Below are 19,086 nucleotides of genomic sequence, written 5' to 3'. Positions count from 1 at the left end.
TGTACACCACTTGTAAGAATGGAAAGGTCACATGTCGTTTGCTCCAGCCAATGAAGGTATTGCGAAGTTAAAACCATATCAACCAGGTAAGCCAATCAGCGAATTAGAGCGTGAATTGGGAATGACCGATATTGTTAAGCTTGCTTCAAATGAAAACCCTTTGGGTTGTTCGGACAAAGTAAAAGAAGCAGTTGCTGCTGAATTGGCGGAAATTGGACGATATCCAGACGGTGGTGGTTTTATCTTGAAGGATCAAGTTCATACGCAGTTTGGTGTAGCACATGATTGTATTACTTTAGGCAATGGCTCAAACGATCTACTTGAAATTTTTGCCCGTGCATTTGTTTCAGATAAAGACTCGGTAGTGTATAGCCAACACGCATTTGCAGTTTATGCTTTGGTCACGCAAGCCATCAATGCTGAAGCGATTGAGGTACCTGCTCAAGGTTTTTCGCATGACCTTGACGCGATGGCGGCGGCAATTAAAGACAATACCAAATTGGTGTTTATTGCAAATCCCAATAATCCGACAGGAACTTGGTTTGAAGAGGCCGAATTTGAGCGCTTCATGCAAAAAGTACCGAGCCATGTGATCGTGGTTTTAGATGAAGCTTATGTGGAATATTTCCCAGAAAACTTTAATAGCTTAAAGTTTTTAGCACAGTATCAGAACCTGATTGTTAGCCGTACCATGTCGAAGTGCTTTGGTTTAGCGGCATTACGTGTTGGTTTTGCTTTAGCATCGGCAGAAGTGACAGATTTCTTAAATCGTATTCGTCAGCCGTTTAACGTCAACCATTTAGCCATGGTGGCAGCGGTTGCTGCACTGAAAGATGAAGATTTCATTGAGAAATCACGTGTGGTCAATAAAGCGGGCATGGTGCAACTTGAAACAGGGTTTAAAGCGCTAGGTCTAAACTATGAGCCTTCTCGTGCCAACTTTATTTTGGTCGATATACAAGCCGATCCTGCACAAACTTTTAATGCTTTATTAAAAGAAGGGGTGATTGTTCGTCCCGTGGGCATCGCCAGTCATTTACGAGTATCGATTGGAACTGAAGCTGAAAATACGAAATTTTTAACGGCTTTGGCCAACGTACTAGGTTTAGAGGCGAACGCTTAAATTATGTCTGCGCCACTGTTTGAAAAAGTTGCATTTATTGGTCTTGGACTGATTGGTTCAAGTCTTGCACGGGTGATGATTGCTGAAGGTTTAACCCAAAATATTGTAGCTTCTACACGTTCGGAAAAAACTTTACAGGATGCCAAAGCTTTGGGCTTAATCCAACAGGGGTATAGTGATCCTGTACAGGCGGTTCAAGGTGCGGACTTGGTGGTTTTGGCCTTGCCTGTTCGTGCAACGCAAAAAGTCTTGGAAACCATCAAACCATATTTGCAAGAACATACGATTATTACCGATGTAGGCAGTACCAAAGGCAATGTGGTCGACGCGGCCAAAGCCGTGTATGGCGAAGCATTACCTGCCGGGTTTGTACCGGGGCATCCAATTGCTGGGGCAGAACACACGGGTGTACATGCGGGTAAGGTCGATTTATTTGCAAATCATAAAGTGATTCTGACACCGTTACCGACCAGTGCTGATTGGGCTGTAGAGAAACTGATTCAACTATGGCAAGCTGCGAAAGCAGAAGTGATTTGTATGGATGTGGCCAAGCATGATGAAGTCTTGGCACATACCAGTCATCTTCCGCATTTGATGGCTTTTAACTTAGTTGAACAACTGGCAAACCGTGAAGATAATTTAGACATTTTCCGCTATGCTGCGGGGGGATTTCGCGATTTTTCTCGAATTGCGGCAAGTGACCCACAAATGTGGCACGACATCTTTTTTGCCAATAAAAAAGCCATTTTAAATGCCGTAGATGGTTTTGAATACCAACTGGCAACGATTCGTAAACTCATTGAAGATGAAGATTCACATGCTTTAATGGGCTTGCTTGGACATGCGCAAGCAGCACGCCAGCATTTTAACCATATGCTCGCTCAAAAACCTTTCATGGAGAACAATAAAGTGACGACACAGCAATTCACCATATTACCGGGTAAAAAAAGTTTCCAAGGTAAGTTTAGCGTGCCAGGTGATAAATCTGTGTCACACCGTTCAATCATGTTTGGTGCAATTGCAGAAGGAACGACGCATGTGACAGGTTTCTTGGAAGGAGAAGATGCGCTAGCGACCTTACAAGCCTTCCGTGATATGGGCGTGAGCATTGAAGGTCCTAAAAATGGTGAAGTGACGATTCATGGTGTGGGCGTAAATGGCCTAAAAGCGCCAGCAAGTGCGCTTTACATGGGTAACTCAGGTACTTCGATGCGTCTGCTTTCAGGCATGCTTTCTGCGCAAAAATTTGACTCTGTAATGACGGGTGATGCATCACTGTCGAAGCGTCCAATGGAACGTATTGCTAAACCGTTACGCGAAATGGGCGCACAGATTCAAACAACAGGTGAGCGTGGTACACCTCCTGTTTCGATCACTGGAAACCAAGCTTTGCAAGGCATTCACTATGATTTGCCAATGGCATCTGCGCAGGTGAAATCTGGGATTTTATTGGCAGGTTTGTGGGCAGCAGGTGAAACATCGGTCACAGAACCTGAACCTACACGTGACCATACTGAACGTATGCTACGTGCATTTGGTTATGACGTGAAAACAGAAGGCAATCGTATTTCACTGCAAGGTGGCGGTAAGTTAGTTGGTACAGAGATTCAAGTGCCATCAGATATTTCGTCGGCTGCTTTCTTTATGGTGGGTGCTGCGATTACCGAAGGTTCAGACGTTACTTTAGAAGCCGTGGGCATTAACCCAACACGTACAGGTGTGATCGAGATTTTGAAGCAAATGGGTGCAGATATTACGGTTGAAAATGAACGTATTGCAGGCGGTGAGCCGATTGCAGACATTCGTATTCAAGGCACACGTACACTCAAAGGTATTCATATGCCTGAAGATCAAGTGCCATTGGCGATTGATGAATTCCCTGTATTGTTTATTGCTGCGGCCTGTGCTGAAGGACAAACCGTATTAACGGGTGCTGCTGAGCTGCGTGTGAAAGAATCAGACCGTATTCAAGTGATGGCGGATGGTTTAAAAACCATGGGTATCGATTGTACGCCGACTGACGATGGCATCATCATCGAAGGTAAAGGTCATTCGGGCGAGTGGGGCGCGATTTTCACCGGTGGAGAAATTGAATCACATCACGATCACCGTATTGCAATGAGTTTCTCAATGGCAGGTTTACGCACCTCTGGTGAAATTAAAATCATTGGTACTGAAACGGTTGCCACCAGTTTCCCGACCTTTACGCAATTAAGCAATCAAGCTGGTTTAGCGATCCAAGTCACTGAATAAGACTAAAGCTTAGATATTTTGTGTGAGAACAGCCAAGCTTTTGCTTGGCTGTTTTGTGTTAAGCCATTATGCTAAACCCATATAACAAAAAAGCCTTTGGGATGATCAATGAGAAAATTACAATTTACTGCACAGCATGGACAGCAGCAGGAAGTAAGTGAAAGCGGTGTGGTACAGAAGCAGGTACAAGACTTGCTGGTTCAAAAGTTAGGTCAATTTGGTTTTGAAACATTGCCACAAAGTGGTGATCAGGTGGCTGTGAGTGTCGATAATCATACTTTGCCACTGTCTATTACGTGCCAAGGTCATGACAGCGAAGGAAATCTGGTGTGCGAAATTGCCTCTTATCCAGATGAGGAGCAAGACTGGTTAGACCGAATTGCTGAACGAAGCTTGTTGAACCAACTTGCACAAGCGGTTGAAAATACGCTAAAAACAGATAAAAGTTTTACTGAGTTTGAGTGGAAAGGCTAATTGAATAGATAAAAAATGCTGAATTGATTTTTCCTGATTCAGCATTTTTTAGGACAGAACACGTTTAATATTTTGATGGGTCAACGCGCTTATAACTGGATGTGCTATAAGCCTTATTCCACACGTAACCAAGTTTGGCTACGTCCCACAGCAGAAACGCCTAAATATCCTCTTAAGAATAGCTTTTTACCATTTGGGCTAATTTTACCTTTTAGGCTATACAGCTTGCCTGAAACGGGATCAATGATTTTGCCATGCGTATAATTAATATTATTTTCAGTTTTTAAACCGGTAATCACTTGCATACCAATAATAGGCTTATCGGTGTAGGGTGCAGGGCAGTTGGTGCAAAACTCTTTTGCTGTATAACCTGGACGAGGTGTTGCTTTCAGTGCAGTTCCAGCATAAGTCCCGTTGGCTTGCTTTTCAATTTTCACCAGACCTTTGGGTTCTCCAGTTTTATCATCGATATAACGCCAAGTTCCTATAATGTCCTGAGCACAGGCTGATGTGGTGGCTATAGTGACTAAAACTGCCCCGAGAATTGTTTTCATAAAATCCCTGAATATTTTAAAAATTATTTAAATGAATAGCTCTCTCGAGCTAAGATGTTGATTGTATAACTTATTATTTGAATAATGATGTGCAGAATATATCAAGTTCAAGCGTAGATTGTTGCATAAAGTACCATTAGCAGGGTTCAAGCCTCACTGATTTTTAAAACAGGTATTTGATGGAGGTAGTGCTGATTGAGTTTAGCGCTCAAAAGGGAGCTTAAAATTATTTTGGGAACAGAATAGATATAACGGACGGCTAATGAAGCGTTGGAATAGAAAAAGAGATACGTCTAGATTAAAAATAAAAAGTTCAAGAAAGAAAGGGGCTAATGTTAGACAGTCATTTCTTTCCTGAACTGAGTGATGCGTTAAATCCACAGGAAACGTGTAATCGCAATACGTAACTGTTTTAAGTAACCGGTAAAGAAATGGTTTGCACCAGGTAATACAGTCACTAAATGGCGCTGCGGTTTAGCCCATGTAATCATGTCAGACAGTAAGGTCACTTCATCGGCTTCGCCATGGATAAATAAGATGTCACCTTTAAGTTGAGGTGTTACATAGTGGCGCACACCTGCGACCGTTGCCGTTGGTAGACCACATAAAATGGTTTGTTTTGGTCGAATTTCTTCTTGTAAAGCATCATAGCATTTTGCCATGACATGCGCACCGAAACTAAAACCACCTGCATAGAAGGGTAAAGTTGTATGTGCTGCACGAGCATGCTTAATCACTTCAAGAACATCATCAGTTTCGCCATGACCTTCGTCGTGTAGACCAACACTTTGACCTGAGCCACGGAAACTTGGACGGTACACAATACAACCGCGTTCTAAGAACATTTGCGCAAGCAATGCTGGAACCTTGTGTTGAGGCGTACCACCTTGGAGTGGATGGGGGTGAGTAACTACCGCGAATCCTTTCACTTCACCCTGTGGATAATCTACAAAAACTTCAATTTGCCCAACTGGACCTTGAATGAACATCTGCTCAGACATAGAGAATCGATACATATAACAGGAGAATGGGCTAGTTTAACCGTTTATGCTTATTAAAAACACAGATTGGCAATAAAATAAGTCTACTGATATAGTCTGTTTAATTGTTTTTTAATCAGGTTATCTATGCTTGCCCTTGTTTCTCCTGCCAAAACTTTAGATTACCAAACTGCTTTACCAACCGATGCGTATACACAACCCAGATTGCTACAACATTCCCAAGAATTGATCGAAGTTAGTCGCAAACTGTCAGCAAGTGAAATTGCAAGCTTAATGAGTGTCAGTGAAAAAATTGCCACCTTAAATGTCGATCGTTTTCGCGATTGGCAGCCAGAATTCAACTTTGCAAATGCCCGACAAGCTATGTTTGCTTTTAAGGGCGATGTCTATACTGGTTTAGATGCTTATCATTTGTCAGAGTCGAGCATTGAATACGCACAGCAACATTTAAGAATGCTCTCTGGGTTATATGGTTTGCTACGTCCATTGGACTTGATGATGCCGTATCGTTTAGAGATGGGAACTAAGCTAGCTAACCCACGCGGACATAATCTGTATGAGTTTTGGGGCAATCACATTACCGATTTAATTAACCAAGATTTAGAACAGGCAGGTTCTAAAATTTTGCTGAATATTGCTTCGGATGAGTACTATAAGTCTGTGAAAGAAAGCAAAATTCAAGCAGAAATTATTAAACCTGTGTTTTTAGATCAGAAAAATGGTAAATATAAAGTCATTAGTTTCTATGCCAAAAAAGCACGTGGTTTGATGGCGCGTTATATGATTGAAAACCAAATTGATCAAATTGAGGGGTTAAAATCATTCCAAACAGATGGTTATTACTTTGATGCCGACAGCTCATTAAAAGGTGAGTTGGTCTTTAAACGAGATGAGCAGGCAGCATAACGAAAGGGCATTCCAATGGTGCAGTATACAAAACAGTTTCAGGACTATTGGGTGCTCATCGCAAAGCAATTGAGTTTGGACGACGATACTACTCAAAAGTTCCATGTCTCGCTGTATGACGCCTATAGTGAAGTACAGCGGCATTATCATAGCATTCAACATATTGTTGAATGTTTAGAGCATTTTCATCAGATCAAAACATACTTAGACGATACTTTATCTGTTGAGTTGGCCATTTGGTTTCATGATGTCATTTATAACCCGCAAGCACATGACAATGAGCAGCAAAGCGCCGATTATATGCAACAGATGCTTAAAAATGTGCTTGGAACTGAGCAAATTTCAAAGATCTATGCATGGATTTTGGCAACCCAAGCACATGCACCGACAGCTGACACTGATTTGGCTTATCTATTGGATATTGATCTGGCTATTTTAGCTAGTGATCCTATGCGTTTTGCTGAATATGAACGCCAAATTCAGCAAGAATATGCTTGGGTTGAGCCCGCACTTTATGTGCAGAAGCGCCAGCAAGTGTTAAAGCACTTTTTAGAAACGCAACCATTGTACCAGACGCCATTTTTCCAAAAGTATTATGAGCATCAGGCTAAGCAGAACTTAACCCAAACTTTTGATGTTTAAAGCCCTTTAAATGCTTCAATGGCACGAATACGACTCGATTTTAAATCGACGATTGGTTGGGGATAATCCAATTCCATATTCTGCTGCTTCGCATAAGGCTCATGAATGCTTTTGGCATCTAAATGTGCAAGCTCTGGTAGCCACTGTCGAATATAGTCACCATTGCTATCAAATTTCTGAGATTGGCTCACAGGGTTAAAGACTCGGAAGTAAGGCACAGCATCGGTGCCTGTGGAGGCACACCACTGCCATCCGCCATTATTGGCAGCTAAGTCACCATCAGCCAAATGTTGCATAAACCATTGCTCGCCAAGTCGCCAATCAATCAACAAGTTTTTAGTTAAGAACATTGCGACAATCATACGGACACGATTGTGCATCCAACCTGTCGCAAGTAGTTGTCGCATGCCTGCATCCACAATTGGAATACCAGTACGACCTTGTTGCCATGCGTTTAAATCTTCAGGCGAATCTCGCCAAACAATACGCTGTGTGTTGGTTTTAAATGGTAGATGTTTAGAGACATGTGGAAAATCAAATAAAATATGTTGATAAAACTCCCGCCAAAGTAATTCATCTAACCAAATCTGCTGGCCTGTGTTATCAATCATAAATTGACCGTGTTGAGCACGAAACAGGGCATTGAGACACTGGCGAATCGACACGATCCCGAGATTTAAATAAGTTGAAAGTTGACTGGTGCTATTTAAAAATGGAAAGTCCCTCTCTTTTTGATAGCCACTAACTTTGTGATCAATAAAATCATCGAGCACTGAAAGCGCATATATTTCCGTTTCAGGCCAATAGGCTTTAATTTGATTTAGCTCATTCATATTCACATCAATCAGCGATTCAATGTGTGGAATGGTTGTATTTAAATCGGTAGGAAGTTGTATGGGCTGCTGCGTAGAAGGGAGTGGATAGCACTGCGGTAAGCCAATATTTAAGCGCTCATAACAGGTTTTTTTAAAAGCGCCAAAGACTTGATAGGGCTTACCAGATTGGTTACGAATACTGTTTAAGGGAAAGAGGGTTCGATCTTGGAAGAGTGTAAATTCAATGTGTTGCTGATTTAAGCATTGTTGAACTTCGGCATCGCGCTTAAGCTCATTCACGCCCATTTCGATATTTGCAAAAATCTGTTGTACTTGCAGTGTATGACACAAAGATGAAAGCCGACGTGGAATATCTTGCCACAGCGGAATATTTAGAATGAGCAAAGGAATATTCAGCTGAGCAAGGCTCTGTTTTAAATCGTGCAATTGTCTGACATATAAATCAATTTTTACAGCTGCATCATGATGTAATAGCCACTGTTGTGGGGATAGGATCACTAAAGCCAGCATAGGTCCATGTTGGCTTGCATGCCAAAGTGCGGCATGGTCGTGTATGCGAAGATCTTGTCTAAACCAAATTATGTTCATAAAAGGTTAATCAACTGTAATTTTTTGAAATATAAAATATTACAAAATTGAGCACTTTGATCATATTTTTTTCTCACTCATTTAATTTAATCTTATGTTATTGAAATAATTAAATCAGAAAAAACTATAAAGTGTGAAGATACTTTTTATCTGATAAATGTGTGGCCCTTTGTATTATTTGTTATGATTTGTAATCATGCTAAAGCAGTTGTGGATATTGTGAATGTCATGAAAAAAATTCTAATCCCTATTTTTGTGGCTGCTGTTTGTTTGCTTGGGTTTGTTGTTTTTCAGGATACAGAAACGAAAAAACAGCAACAGTTGAATCAACTCATGAACAGTACTGAGCCTAAAGTGCAAAAGTTGAGTCCTCTCTCAAAGGCAAACGTCGTGCCTGAAAAAGTCAATAGCTCGTTTTCAAAGTGATGCTGAAGCAATAATCGATCAGGTCTCCATTAAAGTAATTTGAAGCTTAAGATAGAATAAAATCATGTATAAATGACTTATCGTGTTGAATTTTAATTAAAAATAAATTTAAAACAATTAAAAATCAGTGTGTTATAATTCGCGCCAAGATATATTGAATTTTAGACTTTGAGTCTAAAATGACGTTTTTGTTGAAAGCTGCATACGGTTTATGCGGCTTTTTTGTTTAGGTATATATGGTTCGACCATACGTTTGAATCATTCATGGCTAAATAAACTTTTCCTGAATTGAGGAAATTTGGCATATTCATTGCTTTAACTTCCAGAAATTTAATCAGATTTTCATCGTACTGAGTGTCGAAATTTTTTGGCAGTTATACAGTTTTAAAAGTTTATTTACAGGGGCTAGGTCATGACGACTCCTAATCCATCTTCAGAAAATATGCTCGAGCGTATGTTCAAACTGAGTGAAAATAAAACCAGTTTTCGTACAGAGCTTCTTGCAGGTGTAACCACATTCTTAACCATGTGTTACATCATTATTGTGAATCCAATGATTTTATCCGAAACGGGGATGGATCATGGTGCTGTCTTTGTAGCGACTTGTCTTGCAGCCGCAATTGGCTGTTTGGTTATGGGTATTGTTGCAAATTATCCAATTGCATTAGCACCAGGTATGGGCTTAAACGCTTACTTTACCTATTCGGTGTGTATGGGTATGGGTGTGCCTTGGCAGACTGCTTTAGCTGCAGTGTTTGTATCAGGTTTGGTGTTCATTGCGATCAGTATGTTTAAGATCCGTGAAGCCATTGTGAATGCAATCCCAATGTCGCTTAAGCTTGCGATTGGCGGTGGAATTGGTTTATTCCTTGCGTTGATTGCTTTAAAAAATGCAGGCGTTATTGTGGACAATCCAGCGACTTTGGTTGGATTGGGCGACTTAAAGCAACCGACGGTTCTTTTGGCTTTATTTGGCTTCTTGATGGTGGTTGTACTGCATCACTTTAAAGTGCGTGGTGCCATCATTATCAGCATCTTGGCTTTAACTGCAATTTCAACAGCAATGGGCTTAAGCGAGTTCAAAGGTGTTGTTGGTGAGATTCCATCAATTGCTCCAACATTCATGCAAATGGACTTTGAAGGTCTATTTACGGCAAGCTTAGTGGGTGTCATCTTTGTATTTTTCTTGGTCGATTTATTTGACTCAACAGGTACATTGGTTGGCGTGTCACACCGTGCAGGCTTACTGAAAGATGGCAAGCTTCCACGTTTGAAAAAAGCATTATTTGCAGACTCAACCGCAATTGTTGCAGGTGCAGCATTAGGTACATCTTCGACGACACCATATATTGAGTCGTCTGCGGGTGTTGCTGCTGGTGGCCGTACAGGTTTAACCGCAGTTGTGGTCGGTGTGTTATTTATCTTATGTTTGTTTTTAGCACCCTTAGCTCAATCTGTACCTGGTTTTGCAACAGCTCCAGCATTGTTATTTGTTGGCGTGTTGATGATTCAGGGGATTACCCATATTGATTGGGATGATATTACTGAAGCCGTTCCTGCGTTCTTAACCATTGTATTTATGCCATTTACCTACTCAATTGCAGATGGTATTGCGATGGGCTTTATTAGCTATGCATTGGTTAAATTGTTCACCGGTAAAGCGGCGACTGTACCGTACATGGTGTGGATTGTAGCTGTGCTTTGGGCATTAAAATTCGCGTTATTTGGTGGCTAATTCATCAAATAGTGATAAGGGTGTAAACTCAGTTTACGCCCTTTTTTATTTTTAAAGAGGAAAAGATATGAGTCAATTGGAGCTCATTCGTGCTTTACCAAAAGCTGAATTGCATGTGCATATTGAAGGGACATTTGAGCCAGAACTCATGTTTGCAATCGCACAGCGTAATCAAATAGACATTCCTTATAAGTCGGTTGAAGAAGTAAAACAGGCTTATAATTTTCACAATTTGCAATCATTTTTAGACATCTATTATGCAGGTGCAAATGTACTGATTCATGAGCAAGATTTCTACGACTTGGCTTGGGCGTATTTTGAAAAATGTGCCGAAGACCGTGTAGTGCATACCGAAATGTTTTTTGATCCACAAACGCATACAGACCGCGGTATTGCTTTTGAAACAGTGATTAATGGTCTGCAACGTGCATGTGATGATGCCAAGGCAAAATTTGGCATTAGTTCGCATTTGATTATGTGTTTCTTGCGTCATTTAAGTGAAGAAGCAGCCCTTGAAACTTTAGCACAGGCATTGCCGTATAAAGATCGAATCATTGGTGTAGGCTTGGACTCAAGCGAAGTTGGACATCCTCCTTCAAAGTTTGAACGTGTCTTTGCTAAAGCACGTGAAGCAGGCTTTTTAGTGGTTGCGCATGCGGGTGAAGAAGGTCCAGCAGAATATGTGTGGGAAGCTTTAGATTTGCTTAAAGTGAATCGTATTGACCACGGTGTGCGTTCTGAAGAAGATCCTGTATTAATGCAGCGTTTGATCGCAGAGAAAATGCCACTGACAGTTTGTCCGCTCAGCAACTTAAAGCTATGTGTCGTTAACGATATGGCACAGCACAACATCCGCCGTTTGTTGCAACAAGGTGTGCAGGTGACAGTAAATTCAGATGATCCATCGTACTTTGGTGGTTATATGAATGATAACTTTATTGCCATTACAGATGCGTTAGACTTAATAGCAGCTGAGCTAAAACAATTGGCGCTGAACTCTTTTGAGGCGTCGTTTATTTCGGCAGAAGAGAAGCAAAAATGGGCGGCTGAAATTGCAGCCATTGCTTAATCTGATGCTCTTTTAAAGACAGAGTTCGCTCTGTCTTTTTTATGTGAGATCAATATGAAAAAAATGATTGCAGTGCTTGTGGTTATTTTTGTGCTCTTTGCAGTTTATTTGCTCAAAACCGATACAGGGTTAACTCAAAAGCTATTAAAGCCAGTGGTGGTGTATCAGTGCGGTGTTGAGCTTGAAGCGACAAGGCTGTGGAAAGTCAGTACAGCATTGCTTGGTGAAGAGAAAAAGAATCAGCTCCAAACGCAAATCTGTGGTTGCGTGGGTGAAAATGCGTTAAAGGATATTCCAGCAACAACCTTGCTACATGCCGTAGTTGATGAACAAGTCAAAAAACAGGTGGTCCAACAGGGTGTGTTGAATACGCTGAAAGGATGTGTGGTGGATGAAGTCCTAAAAGCAACAGATTGATGCTTTTAGGCTGGTTCAACTTGGTCTTACTTTGCCTGTTTGGTCATGCTATTTAACACATTATCTTTATCAATAAAGTGGTGTTTCAGTGCTGCTGCAATATGCCCTACCAACAGTAATCCAGCTGCCCATGAAATCCAGATATGTAAAGGTTTTACGATCGCGAGTAACTGTGGATTGTCTTGTACTAAACGGGGAATTTCAAAAAGGTACAATACCGGTGCAGGGTGCCCAGCACTCCAGCTAAATAAACAGCCAGTAATTGGCAAAGCCAACAAAATGAAATATAAAGCCAAATGACCGAGATGGGCCATTTTTTGCATTAACGGTGACATGCTGTCTGGAAGTTTGGGTGCAGGGTGGGTATAACGCCAAAAGATACGAATTACCACCAGAAAAATAATCGTGGTTGCAATGTTCTTATGTAAGGTAATGACATCCCCTTTAAAGCTACCGTCAGCATCATAGCTGAGGAAGTTTCCGCTATAAAAACCAATCAGCCAAGCAGCAATAAAGATAATTGCCATGAGCCAATGCAGGATTTGAGCAGTACGCGTGTAATGGGTATTTGCCGAGTTCATTAGATTCACATCCATTTTTATGTTGCGCCATTTTATAGAACTATAGGTAGGTCAAAAATGTAGTAGATGCAACATAGCATTGATATTCTGCAACGCTGCACAGACCAATGGTGCATGACTGATTTAAAACTGTGCAATAAGCGAAAGATATTAAAATGGCATGGAAATAGTGTTTCCGTAAACAGTAAAGTTTCGGCAAAATACGCGCACTTTAACTGTTATAAATGGATAGATCCGTGAAAAAAATGATTGCAGTGCTTGCTCCTTTGGCTTTGATCCTTTCGGCTTGTACAACGACTGATATGGCAACGACCAATACGACGACCACCACGCAACAACTGGGTACAGCAGCGCTTAAAATTGCCATTAATGCAAAATGTACGACTGAGTTGAATAATCTACCAGCATGGAAAATAGCAACCAAATTTATGACGGCTGATCAAAAAACCGATATTCAGGCTGAAATTTGTGGTTGCGTAAGTGAAAAAGCCCCACAAAATATTACCGCTGTCGATGTGGCAACAGCGGCCATTGACCCTGCGGCACGTACAACTATTATTAGCAATGCAGTAACCAAAACCATCAATGCATGTGTGGCTGAAGCGGTGAATTAAGTTGTGATATATCAAAGAAGCGGGGACATGCCTGGCTTCTTTGCAGTTTTTTTGTACTTTTTGGCGTTTATCTTTTATATTGATGTGAATAATAACAATTGAAGCCTGATTTCTTTTACAACAAAGGGTGTATCTGTATGAAAAATGATAAGTTAATTCTCTGTTTGTTTGGCTCGCTTATGCTTTCCGCGTGTGTGTCGAATCCTTTATCTAGCTCAGATGATGATGGAATCTCGGCTATTAAAATGGCCTCACATGCAAAATGTATGGATGAAATCGAAACTAATCCGACATGGATCATGGGTAGTAAGCTGTTATCAGAAGACCAAAAACAAAAGAAAAAACGTGAAGTATGTAACTGTGTAGGTGATAACTCTCCCAAAGTATTGTCTAAAGAGCAGTTGGCTTTGGCGGCAATTGATCCCAAAGCAAAGGCAACCTATGGCGCTTTAGCCGCAACAAAAACAACAGCCACATGCGCCTCTGAAATGCTAAACTAAGCCGAATAAATTGTTAAGTTTTTAAAATGGCTGTTGATCAGCCATTTTTTATGAGAGTAGAAAATGCAAATTGCAGGTGCAGATGAGGCAGGGCGCGGCCCTTTGGTGGGTTCAGTGGTCGCTGCTGCGGTAATTTTAGACCCGAATAACCCAATACAAGGGTTGAATGATTCCAAAAAATTGACTGAAAAAAAACGTGAAAAACTTTTTGTCGAAATTCAGGAAAAAGCATTGGCATGGGCCATTGCTGAGGCGAGTGCTGCTGAAATTGATGAGATCAATATTTTACAAGCATCTTTGCTTGCGATGCGCCGCGCGGTTGAACAGCTCACGATACAGCCCCAACATGTTTTGGTCGATGGTAATAAAATTCCACAAGGCTTGAGTATGAGTTGTGAGGCAATTGTGGGTGGGGATGCTTTACATGCTGAAATCTCAGCAGCAAGTATTTTGGCCAAAGTGACACGTGACCATCAAATGATTGAGATGGATCGAAAATATCCTCAGTTTGGTTTTGCCAAACACAAAGGTTATCCAACCAAAGCGCATTTTGAGGCGATTGCTGAACATGGGGTCATTGACGAGCATCGTCGTAGTTTTGGGCCTGTAAAGAAAGTGATTGAGGCACTTGAGCAAAAATAGACTGTATAAAAATTTAAAGCGGCCAATCGGGCCGCTTTATATCTGAATGTTTCAATCTTAACGATTGAAATTATTCTGCTGTGCACCTTCATCTTCAAATGCAGGCTGGTAATCCTGATCAAGATGTTGAAGATGTTCATGCATTGCACGTTCATGCTGAATGCGTTGATAAATCTCTTCACGATGTACAGATACTTCTTTGGGAGCATTGACACCAATACGAACTTGGTTGCCTTTGACACCAAGTACAGTAACACTTACTTGATCCCCAATCATTAATGTTTCACCGACGCGTCGGGTCAAAATCAGCATGTTTATCTCCTTGCAAAACGCTAAACCTGCAGTTGTACTAAAGTAAAATACATAATTTTTTGTATTTAAAAAAATTTAAACAAATGTTTAATACAACCGCATGACACTTGAATTTTTAGATATCTAGTGACATTAGGTATAACATTCATCTAAATTTAAGAAAGCCTCGGGCTTAATATAACAGAGCCACTATAGAAAAAACTATAGTGGCTCCTGATTTTTGTAGTCTTTTGCAAAAACTGTCAGACAATGACAAGTTTTTCGCAAGATTGCTTAAGCACGTGCGCTTGATTCACCGTGTTCACGGTCTAAACCGAAAGCAGTGTGTAGAGAACGTACAGCAAGTTCTAGGTAGTTTTCTTCAATAATCACAGAAATTTTGATTTCTGAAGTTGAGATCATCAAAATGTTGATGCCTTCATCAGCCAAGGCAGTGAACATTTTACTTGCAACACCTGCGTGTGAACGCATACCCACACCTACGATTGACACTTTAACAATGTCGTCACGTGTAGCAACTTCGCGCGCACCAATGGCTTGAGCAGTTTCTTGAAGAATTTTTGTTGCTTTTGCAAGTTCGCCGCGGTTTACCGTGAAGGTGAAGTCAGTTGTACCATCTTCTTCAACATTTTGGATAATCATATCCACTTCAATGTTGGCATTACCAATTGGCGATAAAATTTTAGATGCAATACCTGGTTCATCAGGAACACCTAGAATCGTAAGTTTAGCTTCGTCACGGTTAAATGCGATACCAGAGATAATTGGTTGTTCCATGTTGTCTTCCGCCTCAGTGGTGATTAGTGTTCCGACGTTCTTTTTAAATTCTTCGTCGAATGCGCCATCATCGTCATTATCAAAACTTGATAATACGCGTAAAGGCACTTGGTATTTTCCTGCAAATTCAACCGAGCGAATTTGTAGAACTTTTGAACCAAGTGATGCCATTTCCAGCATTTCTTCAAATGAAATACGGTCTACTTTTTTCGCTTTTGGTGCAACGCGTGGGTCAGTCGTATAAACGCCATCTACATCTGTATAGATTTGGCATTCATCTGCTTTTAATGCCGCAGCAAGTGCTACACCAGAAGTATCTGAACCGCCACGGCCGAGGGTGGTGGTGTTGCCATCGGCATCGAAGCCTTGGAAACCAGCAACCACGATCACACGACCGGCATCTAAATGCGCAGTCATGGTGTCAGTATCAATTGATTCGATACGTGCTTTAGTAAACGCATTGTCCGTTTTGATACCGACTTGGCGACCTGTAAGTGACTTAGCTTCAACGCCAATAGAATTGAGCGCCATTGCTAACATTGAAATCGTTACCTGTTCACCCGTAGAAACCATTTGGTCTAATTCTCGTGGGTCAGGGGTTTCGGTAATGGCTTTCGCTAAAGCAAGTAGACGATTGGTTTCGCCACTCATTGCTGATACAACCACTACAACCTTGTGGCCGTGGTCATGCCAACGCTTTACACGACGAGCAACATTTAAAATGCGCTCTGGAGTACCCATAGAGGTACCGCCATATTTTTGAACGATTAATGCCATAGTTGTTCCATATAAACCATGACCCTGAATGCATCATTCAGGGTCAGTTACACAAAAGGTGAAGTTTTATTTCGCTTCAAGCCAAGCAGTTAAATCTGCCATCACTGTTGCAAACTTCTCGTTTAGTGGCGCGCCACCTTGTGCTAAGTCAGGTTTGCCACCACCTTTACCACCGAGCTCAGTTGCTAGATGTTTGATGATGTCACCTGCTTTAATAGAAGCAGTAAAGTCTTTTGCTACAGATGCGATCAGGCTAACTTTGTCACCTTCAACACCAGCAAGTACGATGACTGCATTTTCTAATTTTGATTTCACACCGTCATGTAGGTTGCGAAGTGATTTCGCATCCATGTTTTGAACAGTCGTGATCAGCGTTTGACGACCCGCAAGCGTTTGAACTTGGCTAAGCAGTTCAGCAGCTTGGAAGCTGGCAAGTTTTTGATTGAGTTGCTCAATCTGTTTTTGCAAGCTTGATGTTGTGTCGACTAAGGCTTCAACTTTTTCTAAAGTTTGGTCCTTTTGAGCTTTCAATAAACCATTGATAGTATTGATATCACGGTCGGATTTTTGAGTAATTTCAATGGCTTTGATACCTGTTACCGCTTCAATACGACGTACACCCGCAGCTACACCACCTTCAGAAGTGATTTTAAACAAGCCAATGTCGCCTGTGCGTTTAACGTGAATACCACCGCACAGCTCGATTGAGAAGTTTTTCTCTTCAATGATTGAACCCATTGAAAGTACACGAACTTCATCGCCATATTTTTCACCGAACAACATCATCGCACCTTTAGCCTTTGCAGACTCGATGTCGAGAAGTTCAGTGGTCACAGCGCTGTTTGCAATCACTTCGGCATTCACTAAACGTTCAATTTCTTGAAGTTGTTCAAATGAAACTGGCTGATCATTGGCAAAGTCAAAACGTAAGATGTCTGACGCAACCAATGAGCCTTTTTGTTGTACGTGTTCACCTAGAATTTGACGTAGTGCAGCATGCAAAAGGTGAGTTGCAGAGTGGTTACGTGCAGTTGCTGCACGAATGTCTGCTTTTACAATCGCTTCAACATTTTGAGCAACCTTAATGCTACCTACAGTCACGATACCTTGGTGTACAAAAGCGCCGCCCGATTTCTTGGTGTCTTGGACTTCAAAAATACCCGTGTCGTTTTTGAAAATACCCGTGTCACCAATTTGACCGCCGCTTTCTGCATAGAACGGGGTTTGGTTCAGTACGATGAGGGCTTCGTCACCTTCAACGACTTCATCAACTTGTTCGCCATCTTTATAGATCGCGATAATTTGACCTTCGCCAACTGTTGCATCATAGCCATCAAACTGAGTTTCGCCTTCAACTTTAACAACAGAGTTGTAGTCAATCGCGAATTTACCTGCATCACGTGCACGTTGACGTTGCGCAGCCATTTCAACTTCAAAGCCTGCTTCATCAATGGTTAAATCACGTTCACGTGCGATGTCAGCAGTCAGGTCAGTTGGGAAACCGTAAGTATCATACAGTTTAAACACCACTTCACCTGGAATCACTGAACCTTTCAGTTGAGCCAATTCACCTTCAAGCAATTTCAAACCTTGCTCTAGAGTTTTAGCAAATTGTTCTTCTTCTTTCAGCAATTGCGCTTCAATACGTACTTTCTGTGCTTCAAGTTCTGGGTAAGCTTGACCCATCACTTCAATTAAAGGTTGCAACATTTTATGGAAGAATGAACCTGTTGCACCTAGCTTGTTACCATGACGAACTGCACGACGGATAATACGACGTAGTACATAACCACGGCCTTCATTTGATGGGTTTACACCATCAGCAATCAGGAATGAACATGAACGTGCGTGATCCGCAACCACTTTAAGTGATGCAGGATATTGAACTGGTGTACCTTTTTCGCGAGCTTCTGCTTCAAGTGCAGCGGTATCTAAACCAATAATTTCAGCGGCTGCTTTGAGTAAGTGTTGGAACAGGTCAATTTCGTAGTTTGAGTTAACGTGTTGTAAAACAGCAGAAATACGCTCTAAGCCCATGCCGGTATCAACAGAAGGCGCCGGAAGAGGGTGTAATACGCCATCCGAAGTACGGTTGAACTGCATGAAAACGTTGTTCCAAATTTCAATGAAACGGTCGCCATCTTCTTCAGGTGTGCCTGGTAAGCCACCCCAAATATGGTCGCCATGGTCAAAGAAGATTTCAGAACATGGACCACATGGACCTGTATCACCCATTGCCCAGAAGTTATCTGATGCGTATTGACCACCTTTGTTGTCGCCAATACGGATAATACGGCTAGCATCTAAACCAATTTCTTTGTTCCAGATGTCAAATGCTTCGTCGTCAGTGTGGTAAACCGTTGCGTAGAGTTTGTCTTTAGGCAGTGCCAACCAAGCTTCACCAGTGAGGAAATCCCATGCAAATTTGATTGCATCACGTTTGAAGTAGTCGCCAAATGAGAAGTTACCTAACATTTCAAAGAAGGTATGGTGACGTGCGGTATAACCGACATTGTCTAAGTCGTTATGTTTACCACCTGCGCGGACACATTTTTGTGAAGACACTGCACGTACATAATCACGTTTTTCTAGGCCTAAGAAACAATCTTTAAATTGGTTCATACCCGCGTTGGTAAACAACAAAGTAGGGTCGTTGGCGGGAACTAGAGAACTCGACGCGACACGTATATGCCCTTGCGATTCAAAGTAGCTTAAAAAAGCTTCGCGAATTTCAGCTGATGTCATAAAACGAGTACTCACAACCAAGTCACTCCATAATTTCGATTTGGCTAATAGTAGCTGAAGAAAGTCTTATTCTAAATACGCTGACTTCAGATACTGGCTTAAAAATTTTAAAAC

The 19,086-nt window shown here is 41.5% G+C and carries 19 protein-coding genes; 12 read left to right on the top strand and 7 right to left on the bottom strand.

The window, feature by feature from the left end:
- Positions 1-31: 31 nt before the first annotated feature.
- The 3 genes from hisC to AC4CVD_RS11285 all read left to right on the top strand — a co-directional run bounded on the left by hisC (position 32) and on the right by AC4CVD_RS11285 (position 3,850).
- Positions 32-1,123: a histidinol-phosphate transaminase gene (gene hisC, locus AC4CVD_RS11295; RefSeq protein WP_490753125.1), complete on the top strand. Its 1,092-nt coding sequence runs from the start codon at positions 32-34 to the stop codon at positions 1,121-1,123.
- A 3-nt stretch (positions 1,124-1,126) separates the two neighbouring features.
- Complete coding sequence (locus AC4CVD_RS11290; RefSeq protein WP_490753124.1) at positions 1,127-3,376, top strand: bifunctional prephenate dehydrogenase/3-phosphoshikimate 1-carboxyvinyltransferase; 2,250 nt, start codon at positions 1,127-1,129, stop codon at positions 3,374-3,376.
- Positions 3,377-3,484: 108 nt separating this feature from the next.
- A complete protein-coding gene (locus AC4CVD_RS11285) occupies positions 3,485-3,850 on the top strand; it encodes a hypothetical protein (protein ID WP_178928518.1) in 366 nt (121 codons plus the stop codon).
- Positions 3,851-3,963: 113 nt separating this feature from the next.
- On the opposite strand, the gene AC4CVD_RS11280 is transcribed toward AC4CVD_RS11285, so the two are convergent.
- Entirely contained in the window at positions 3,964-4,404 is a 441-nt protein-coding gene (locus AC4CVD_RS11280; protein WP_010327146.1) for a DUF2147 domain-containing protein, read from the bottom strand.
- 371 nt (positions 4,405-4,775) lie between these two features.
- On the bottom strand, positions 4,776-5,405 hold the full coding sequence (locus AC4CVD_RS11275; RefSeq protein WP_010327145.1) for an alpha/beta hydrolase: 630 nt from the start codon (positions 5,403-5,405) through the stop codon (positions 4,776-4,778).
- Between the two features lie 126 nt (positions 5,406-5,531).
- Between AC4CVD_RS11275 and yaaA the strand changes: the two genes are divergently transcribed.
- Together yaaA and AC4CVD_RS11265 are read left to right on the top strand one after the other, a co-directional pair.
- The gene (gene yaaA, locus AC4CVD_RS11270; RefSeq protein ID WP_490753123.1) at positions 5,532-6,311 is read left to right on the top strand and encodes a peroxide stress protein YaaA; all 780 of its coding nucleotides are present in this window, start codon (positions 5,532-5,534) and stop codon (positions 6,309-6,311) included.
- Positions 6,312-6,326: 15 nt separating this feature from the next.
- On the top strand, positions 6,327-6,953 hold the full coding sequence (locus tag AC4CVD_RS11265) for an HD domain-containing protein (protein WP_490753122.1): 627 nt from the start codon (positions 6,327-6,329) through the stop codon (positions 6,951-6,953).
- Here the strand turns inward: AC4CVD_RS11265 and AC4CVD_RS11260 are convergent.
- Positions 6,950-8,377 (bottom strand): cryptochrome/photolyase family protein, encoded by a 1,428-nt coding sequence (locus AC4CVD_RS11260; protein WP_490753121.1) that lies wholly within the window; start codon positions 8,375-8,377, stop codon positions 6,950-6,952. The genes AC4CVD_RS11265 and AC4CVD_RS11260 overlap by 4 nt on opposite strands.
- A 228-nt stretch (positions 8,378-8,605) precedes the next feature.
- Between AC4CVD_RS11260 and AC4CVD_RS11255 the strand changes: the two genes are divergently transcribed.
- From AC4CVD_RS11255 to AC4CVD_RS11240, 4 genes are all read left to right on the top strand, one after another.
- Positions 8,606-8,803 carry a hypothetical protein gene (locus AC4CVD_RS11255; RefSeq protein WP_224216868.1) on the top strand — a complete coding sequence of 66 codons (198 nt, stop codon included), beginning with the start codon at positions 8,606-8,608 and terminating at the stop codon, positions 8,801-8,803.
- A 412-nt stretch (positions 8,804-9,215) separates the two neighbouring features.
- Positions 9,216-10,538, top strand: a complete 1,323-nt coding sequence (locus AC4CVD_RS11250) for an NCS2 family permease (RefSeq protein ID WP_004696144.1) — start codon at positions 9,216-9,218, stop codon at positions 10,536-10,538.
- 67 nt (positions 10,539-10,605) lie between these two features.
- Positions 10,606-11,607, top strand: coding sequence for an adenosine deaminase (locus AC4CVD_RS11245; RefSeq protein WP_490753120.1), 1,002 nt, complete (start codon positions 10,606-10,608; stop codon positions 11,605-11,607).
- A gap of 54 nt (positions 11,608-11,661) precedes the next feature.
- Positions 11,662-12,024 carry a hypothetical protein gene (locus AC4CVD_RS11240; protein WP_178927683.1) on the top strand — a complete coding sequence of 121 codons (363 nt, stop codon included), beginning with the start codon at positions 11,662-11,664 and terminating at the stop codon, positions 12,022-12,024.
- 26 nt (positions 12,025-12,050) lie between these two features.
- On the opposite strand, the gene AC4CVD_RS11235 is transcribed toward AC4CVD_RS11240, so the two are convergent.
- Positions 12,051-12,605 carry a cytochrome b gene (locus AC4CVD_RS11235; RefSeq protein WP_062033726.1) on the bottom strand — a complete coding sequence of 185 codons (555 nt, stop codon included), beginning with the start codon at positions 12,603-12,605 and terminating at the stop codon, positions 12,051-12,053.
- A 236-nt stretch (positions 12,606-12,841) separates the two neighbouring features.
- Here AC4CVD_RS11235 and AC4CVD_RS11230 point away from each other — a divergent pair, with 236 nt between their 5' ends.
- From AC4CVD_RS11230 to rnhB, 3 genes are all read left to right on the top strand, one after another.
- Positions 12,842-13,219, top strand: coding sequence for a hypothetical protein (locus tag AC4CVD_RS11230; RefSeq protein WP_490753119.1), 378 nt, complete (start codon positions 12,842-12,844; stop codon positions 13,217-13,219).
- 137 nt (positions 13,220-13,356) lie between these two features.
- Positions 13,357-13,719: a hypothetical protein gene (locus tag AC4CVD_RS11225; protein ID WP_004696154.1), complete on the top strand. Its 363-nt coding sequence runs from the start codon at positions 13,357-13,359 to the stop codon at positions 13,717-13,719.
- Between the two features lie 63 nt (positions 13,720-13,782).
- Positions 13,783-14,361, top strand: a complete 579-nt coding sequence (gene rnhB / locus AC4CVD_RS11220) for a ribonuclease HII (RefSeq protein WP_336955716.1) — start codon at positions 13,783-13,785, stop codon at positions 14,359-14,361.
- Positions 14,362-14,418: 57 nt separating this feature from the next.
- Here rnhB and csrA read toward each other — a convergent pair whose 3' ends face one another.
- From csrA to alaS, 3 genes are all read right to left on the bottom strand, one after another.
- Entirely contained in the window at positions 14,419-14,673 is a 255-nt protein-coding gene (gene csrA / locus AC4CVD_RS11215; protein ID WP_004982340.1) for a carbon storage regulator CsrA, read from the bottom strand.
- Between the two features lie 273 nt (positions 14,674-14,946).
- Positions 14,947-16,227, bottom strand: coding sequence for an aspartate kinase (locus tag AC4CVD_RS11210; RefSeq protein WP_005400573.1), 1,281 nt, complete (start codon positions 16,225-16,227; stop codon positions 14,947-14,949).
- Between the two features lie 66 nt (positions 16,228-16,293).
- Positions 16,294-18,987, bottom strand: coding sequence for an alanine--tRNA ligase (gene alaS / locus AC4CVD_RS11205; protein ID WP_490753118.1), 2,694 nt, complete (start codon positions 18,985-18,987; stop codon positions 16,294-16,296).
- Between the last annotated feature and the right edge of the window lie 99 nt (positions 18,988-19,086).

Source organism: Acinetobacter sp. LipI_23, assembly GCF_058243045.1.
This window is presented reverse-complemented; position numbering and strand designations above follow the sequence as displayed.

What these genes read in the sequence shown, in the direction of transcription:
- hisC (WP_490753125.1), top strand. Translation starts at nt 32, where the DNA reads ATGTCGTTTGCTCCAGCCAATGAAGGTATTGCGAAGTTAAAACCATAT.
- AC4CVD_RS11290 (WP_490753124.1), top strand. Translation starts at nt 1,127, where the DNA reads ATGTCTGCGCCACTGTTTGAAAAAGTTGCATTTATTGGTCTTGGACTG.
- AC4CVD_RS11285 (WP_178928518.1), top strand. Translation starts at nt 3,485, where the DNA reads ATGAGAAAATTACAATTTACTGCACAGCATGGACAGCAGCAGGAAGTA.
- AC4CVD_RS11280 (WP_010327146.1), bottom strand. Translation starts at nt 4,404, where the DNA reads ATGAAAACAATTCTCGGGGCAGTTTTAGTCACTATAGCCACCACATCA.
- AC4CVD_RS11275 (WP_010327145.1), bottom strand. Translation starts at nt 5,405, where the DNA reads ATGTCTGAGCAGATGTTCATTCAAGGTCCAGTTGGGCAAATTGAAGTT.
- yaaA (WP_490753123.1), top strand. Translation starts at nt 5,532, where the DNA reads ATGCTTGCCCTTGTTTCTCCTGCCAAAACTTTAGATTACCAAACTGCT.
- AC4CVD_RS11265 (WP_490753122.1), top strand. Translation starts at nt 6,327, where the DNA reads ATGGTGCAGTATACAAAACAGTTTCAGGACTATTGGGTGCTCATCGCA.
- AC4CVD_RS11260 (WP_490753121.1), bottom strand. Translation starts at nt 8,377, where the DNA reads ATGAACATAATTTGGTTTAGACAAGATCTTCGCATACACGACCATGCC.
- AC4CVD_RS11255 (WP_224216868.1), top strand. Translation starts at nt 8,606, where the DNA reads ATGAAAAAAATTCTAATCCCTATTTTTGTGGCTGCTGTTTGTTTGCTT.
- AC4CVD_RS11250 (WP_004696144.1), top strand. Translation starts at nt 9,216, where the DNA reads ATGACGACTCCTAATCCATCTTCAGAAAATATGCTCGAGCGTATGTTC.
- AC4CVD_RS11245 (WP_490753120.1), top strand. Translation starts at nt 10,606, where the DNA reads ATGAGTCAATTGGAGCTCATTCGTGCTTTACCAAAAGCTGAATTGCAT.
- AC4CVD_RS11240 (WP_178927683.1), top strand. Translation starts at nt 11,662, where the DNA reads ATGAAAAAAATGATTGCAGTGCTTGTGGTTATTTTTGTGCTCTTTGCA.
- AC4CVD_RS11235 (WP_062033726.1), bottom strand. Translation starts at nt 12,605, where the DNA reads ATGAACTCGGCAAATACCCATTACACGCGTACTGCTCAAATCCTGCAT.
- AC4CVD_RS11225 (WP_004696154.1), top strand. Translation starts at nt 13,357, where the DNA reads ATGAAAAATGATAAGTTAATTCTCTGTTTGTTTGGCTCGCTTATGCTT.
- rnhB (WP_336955716.1), top strand. Translation starts at nt 13,783, where the DNA reads ATGCAAATTGCAGGTGCAGATGAGGCAGGGCGCGGCCCTTTGGTGGGT.
- csrA (WP_004982340.1), bottom strand. Translation starts at nt 14,673, where the DNA reads ATGCTGATTTTGACCCGACGCGTCGGTGAAACATTAATGATTGGGGAT.
- AC4CVD_RS11210 (WP_005400573.1), bottom strand. Translation starts at nt 16,227, where the DNA reads ATGGCATTAATCGTTCAAAAATATGGCGGTACCTCTATGGGTACTCCA.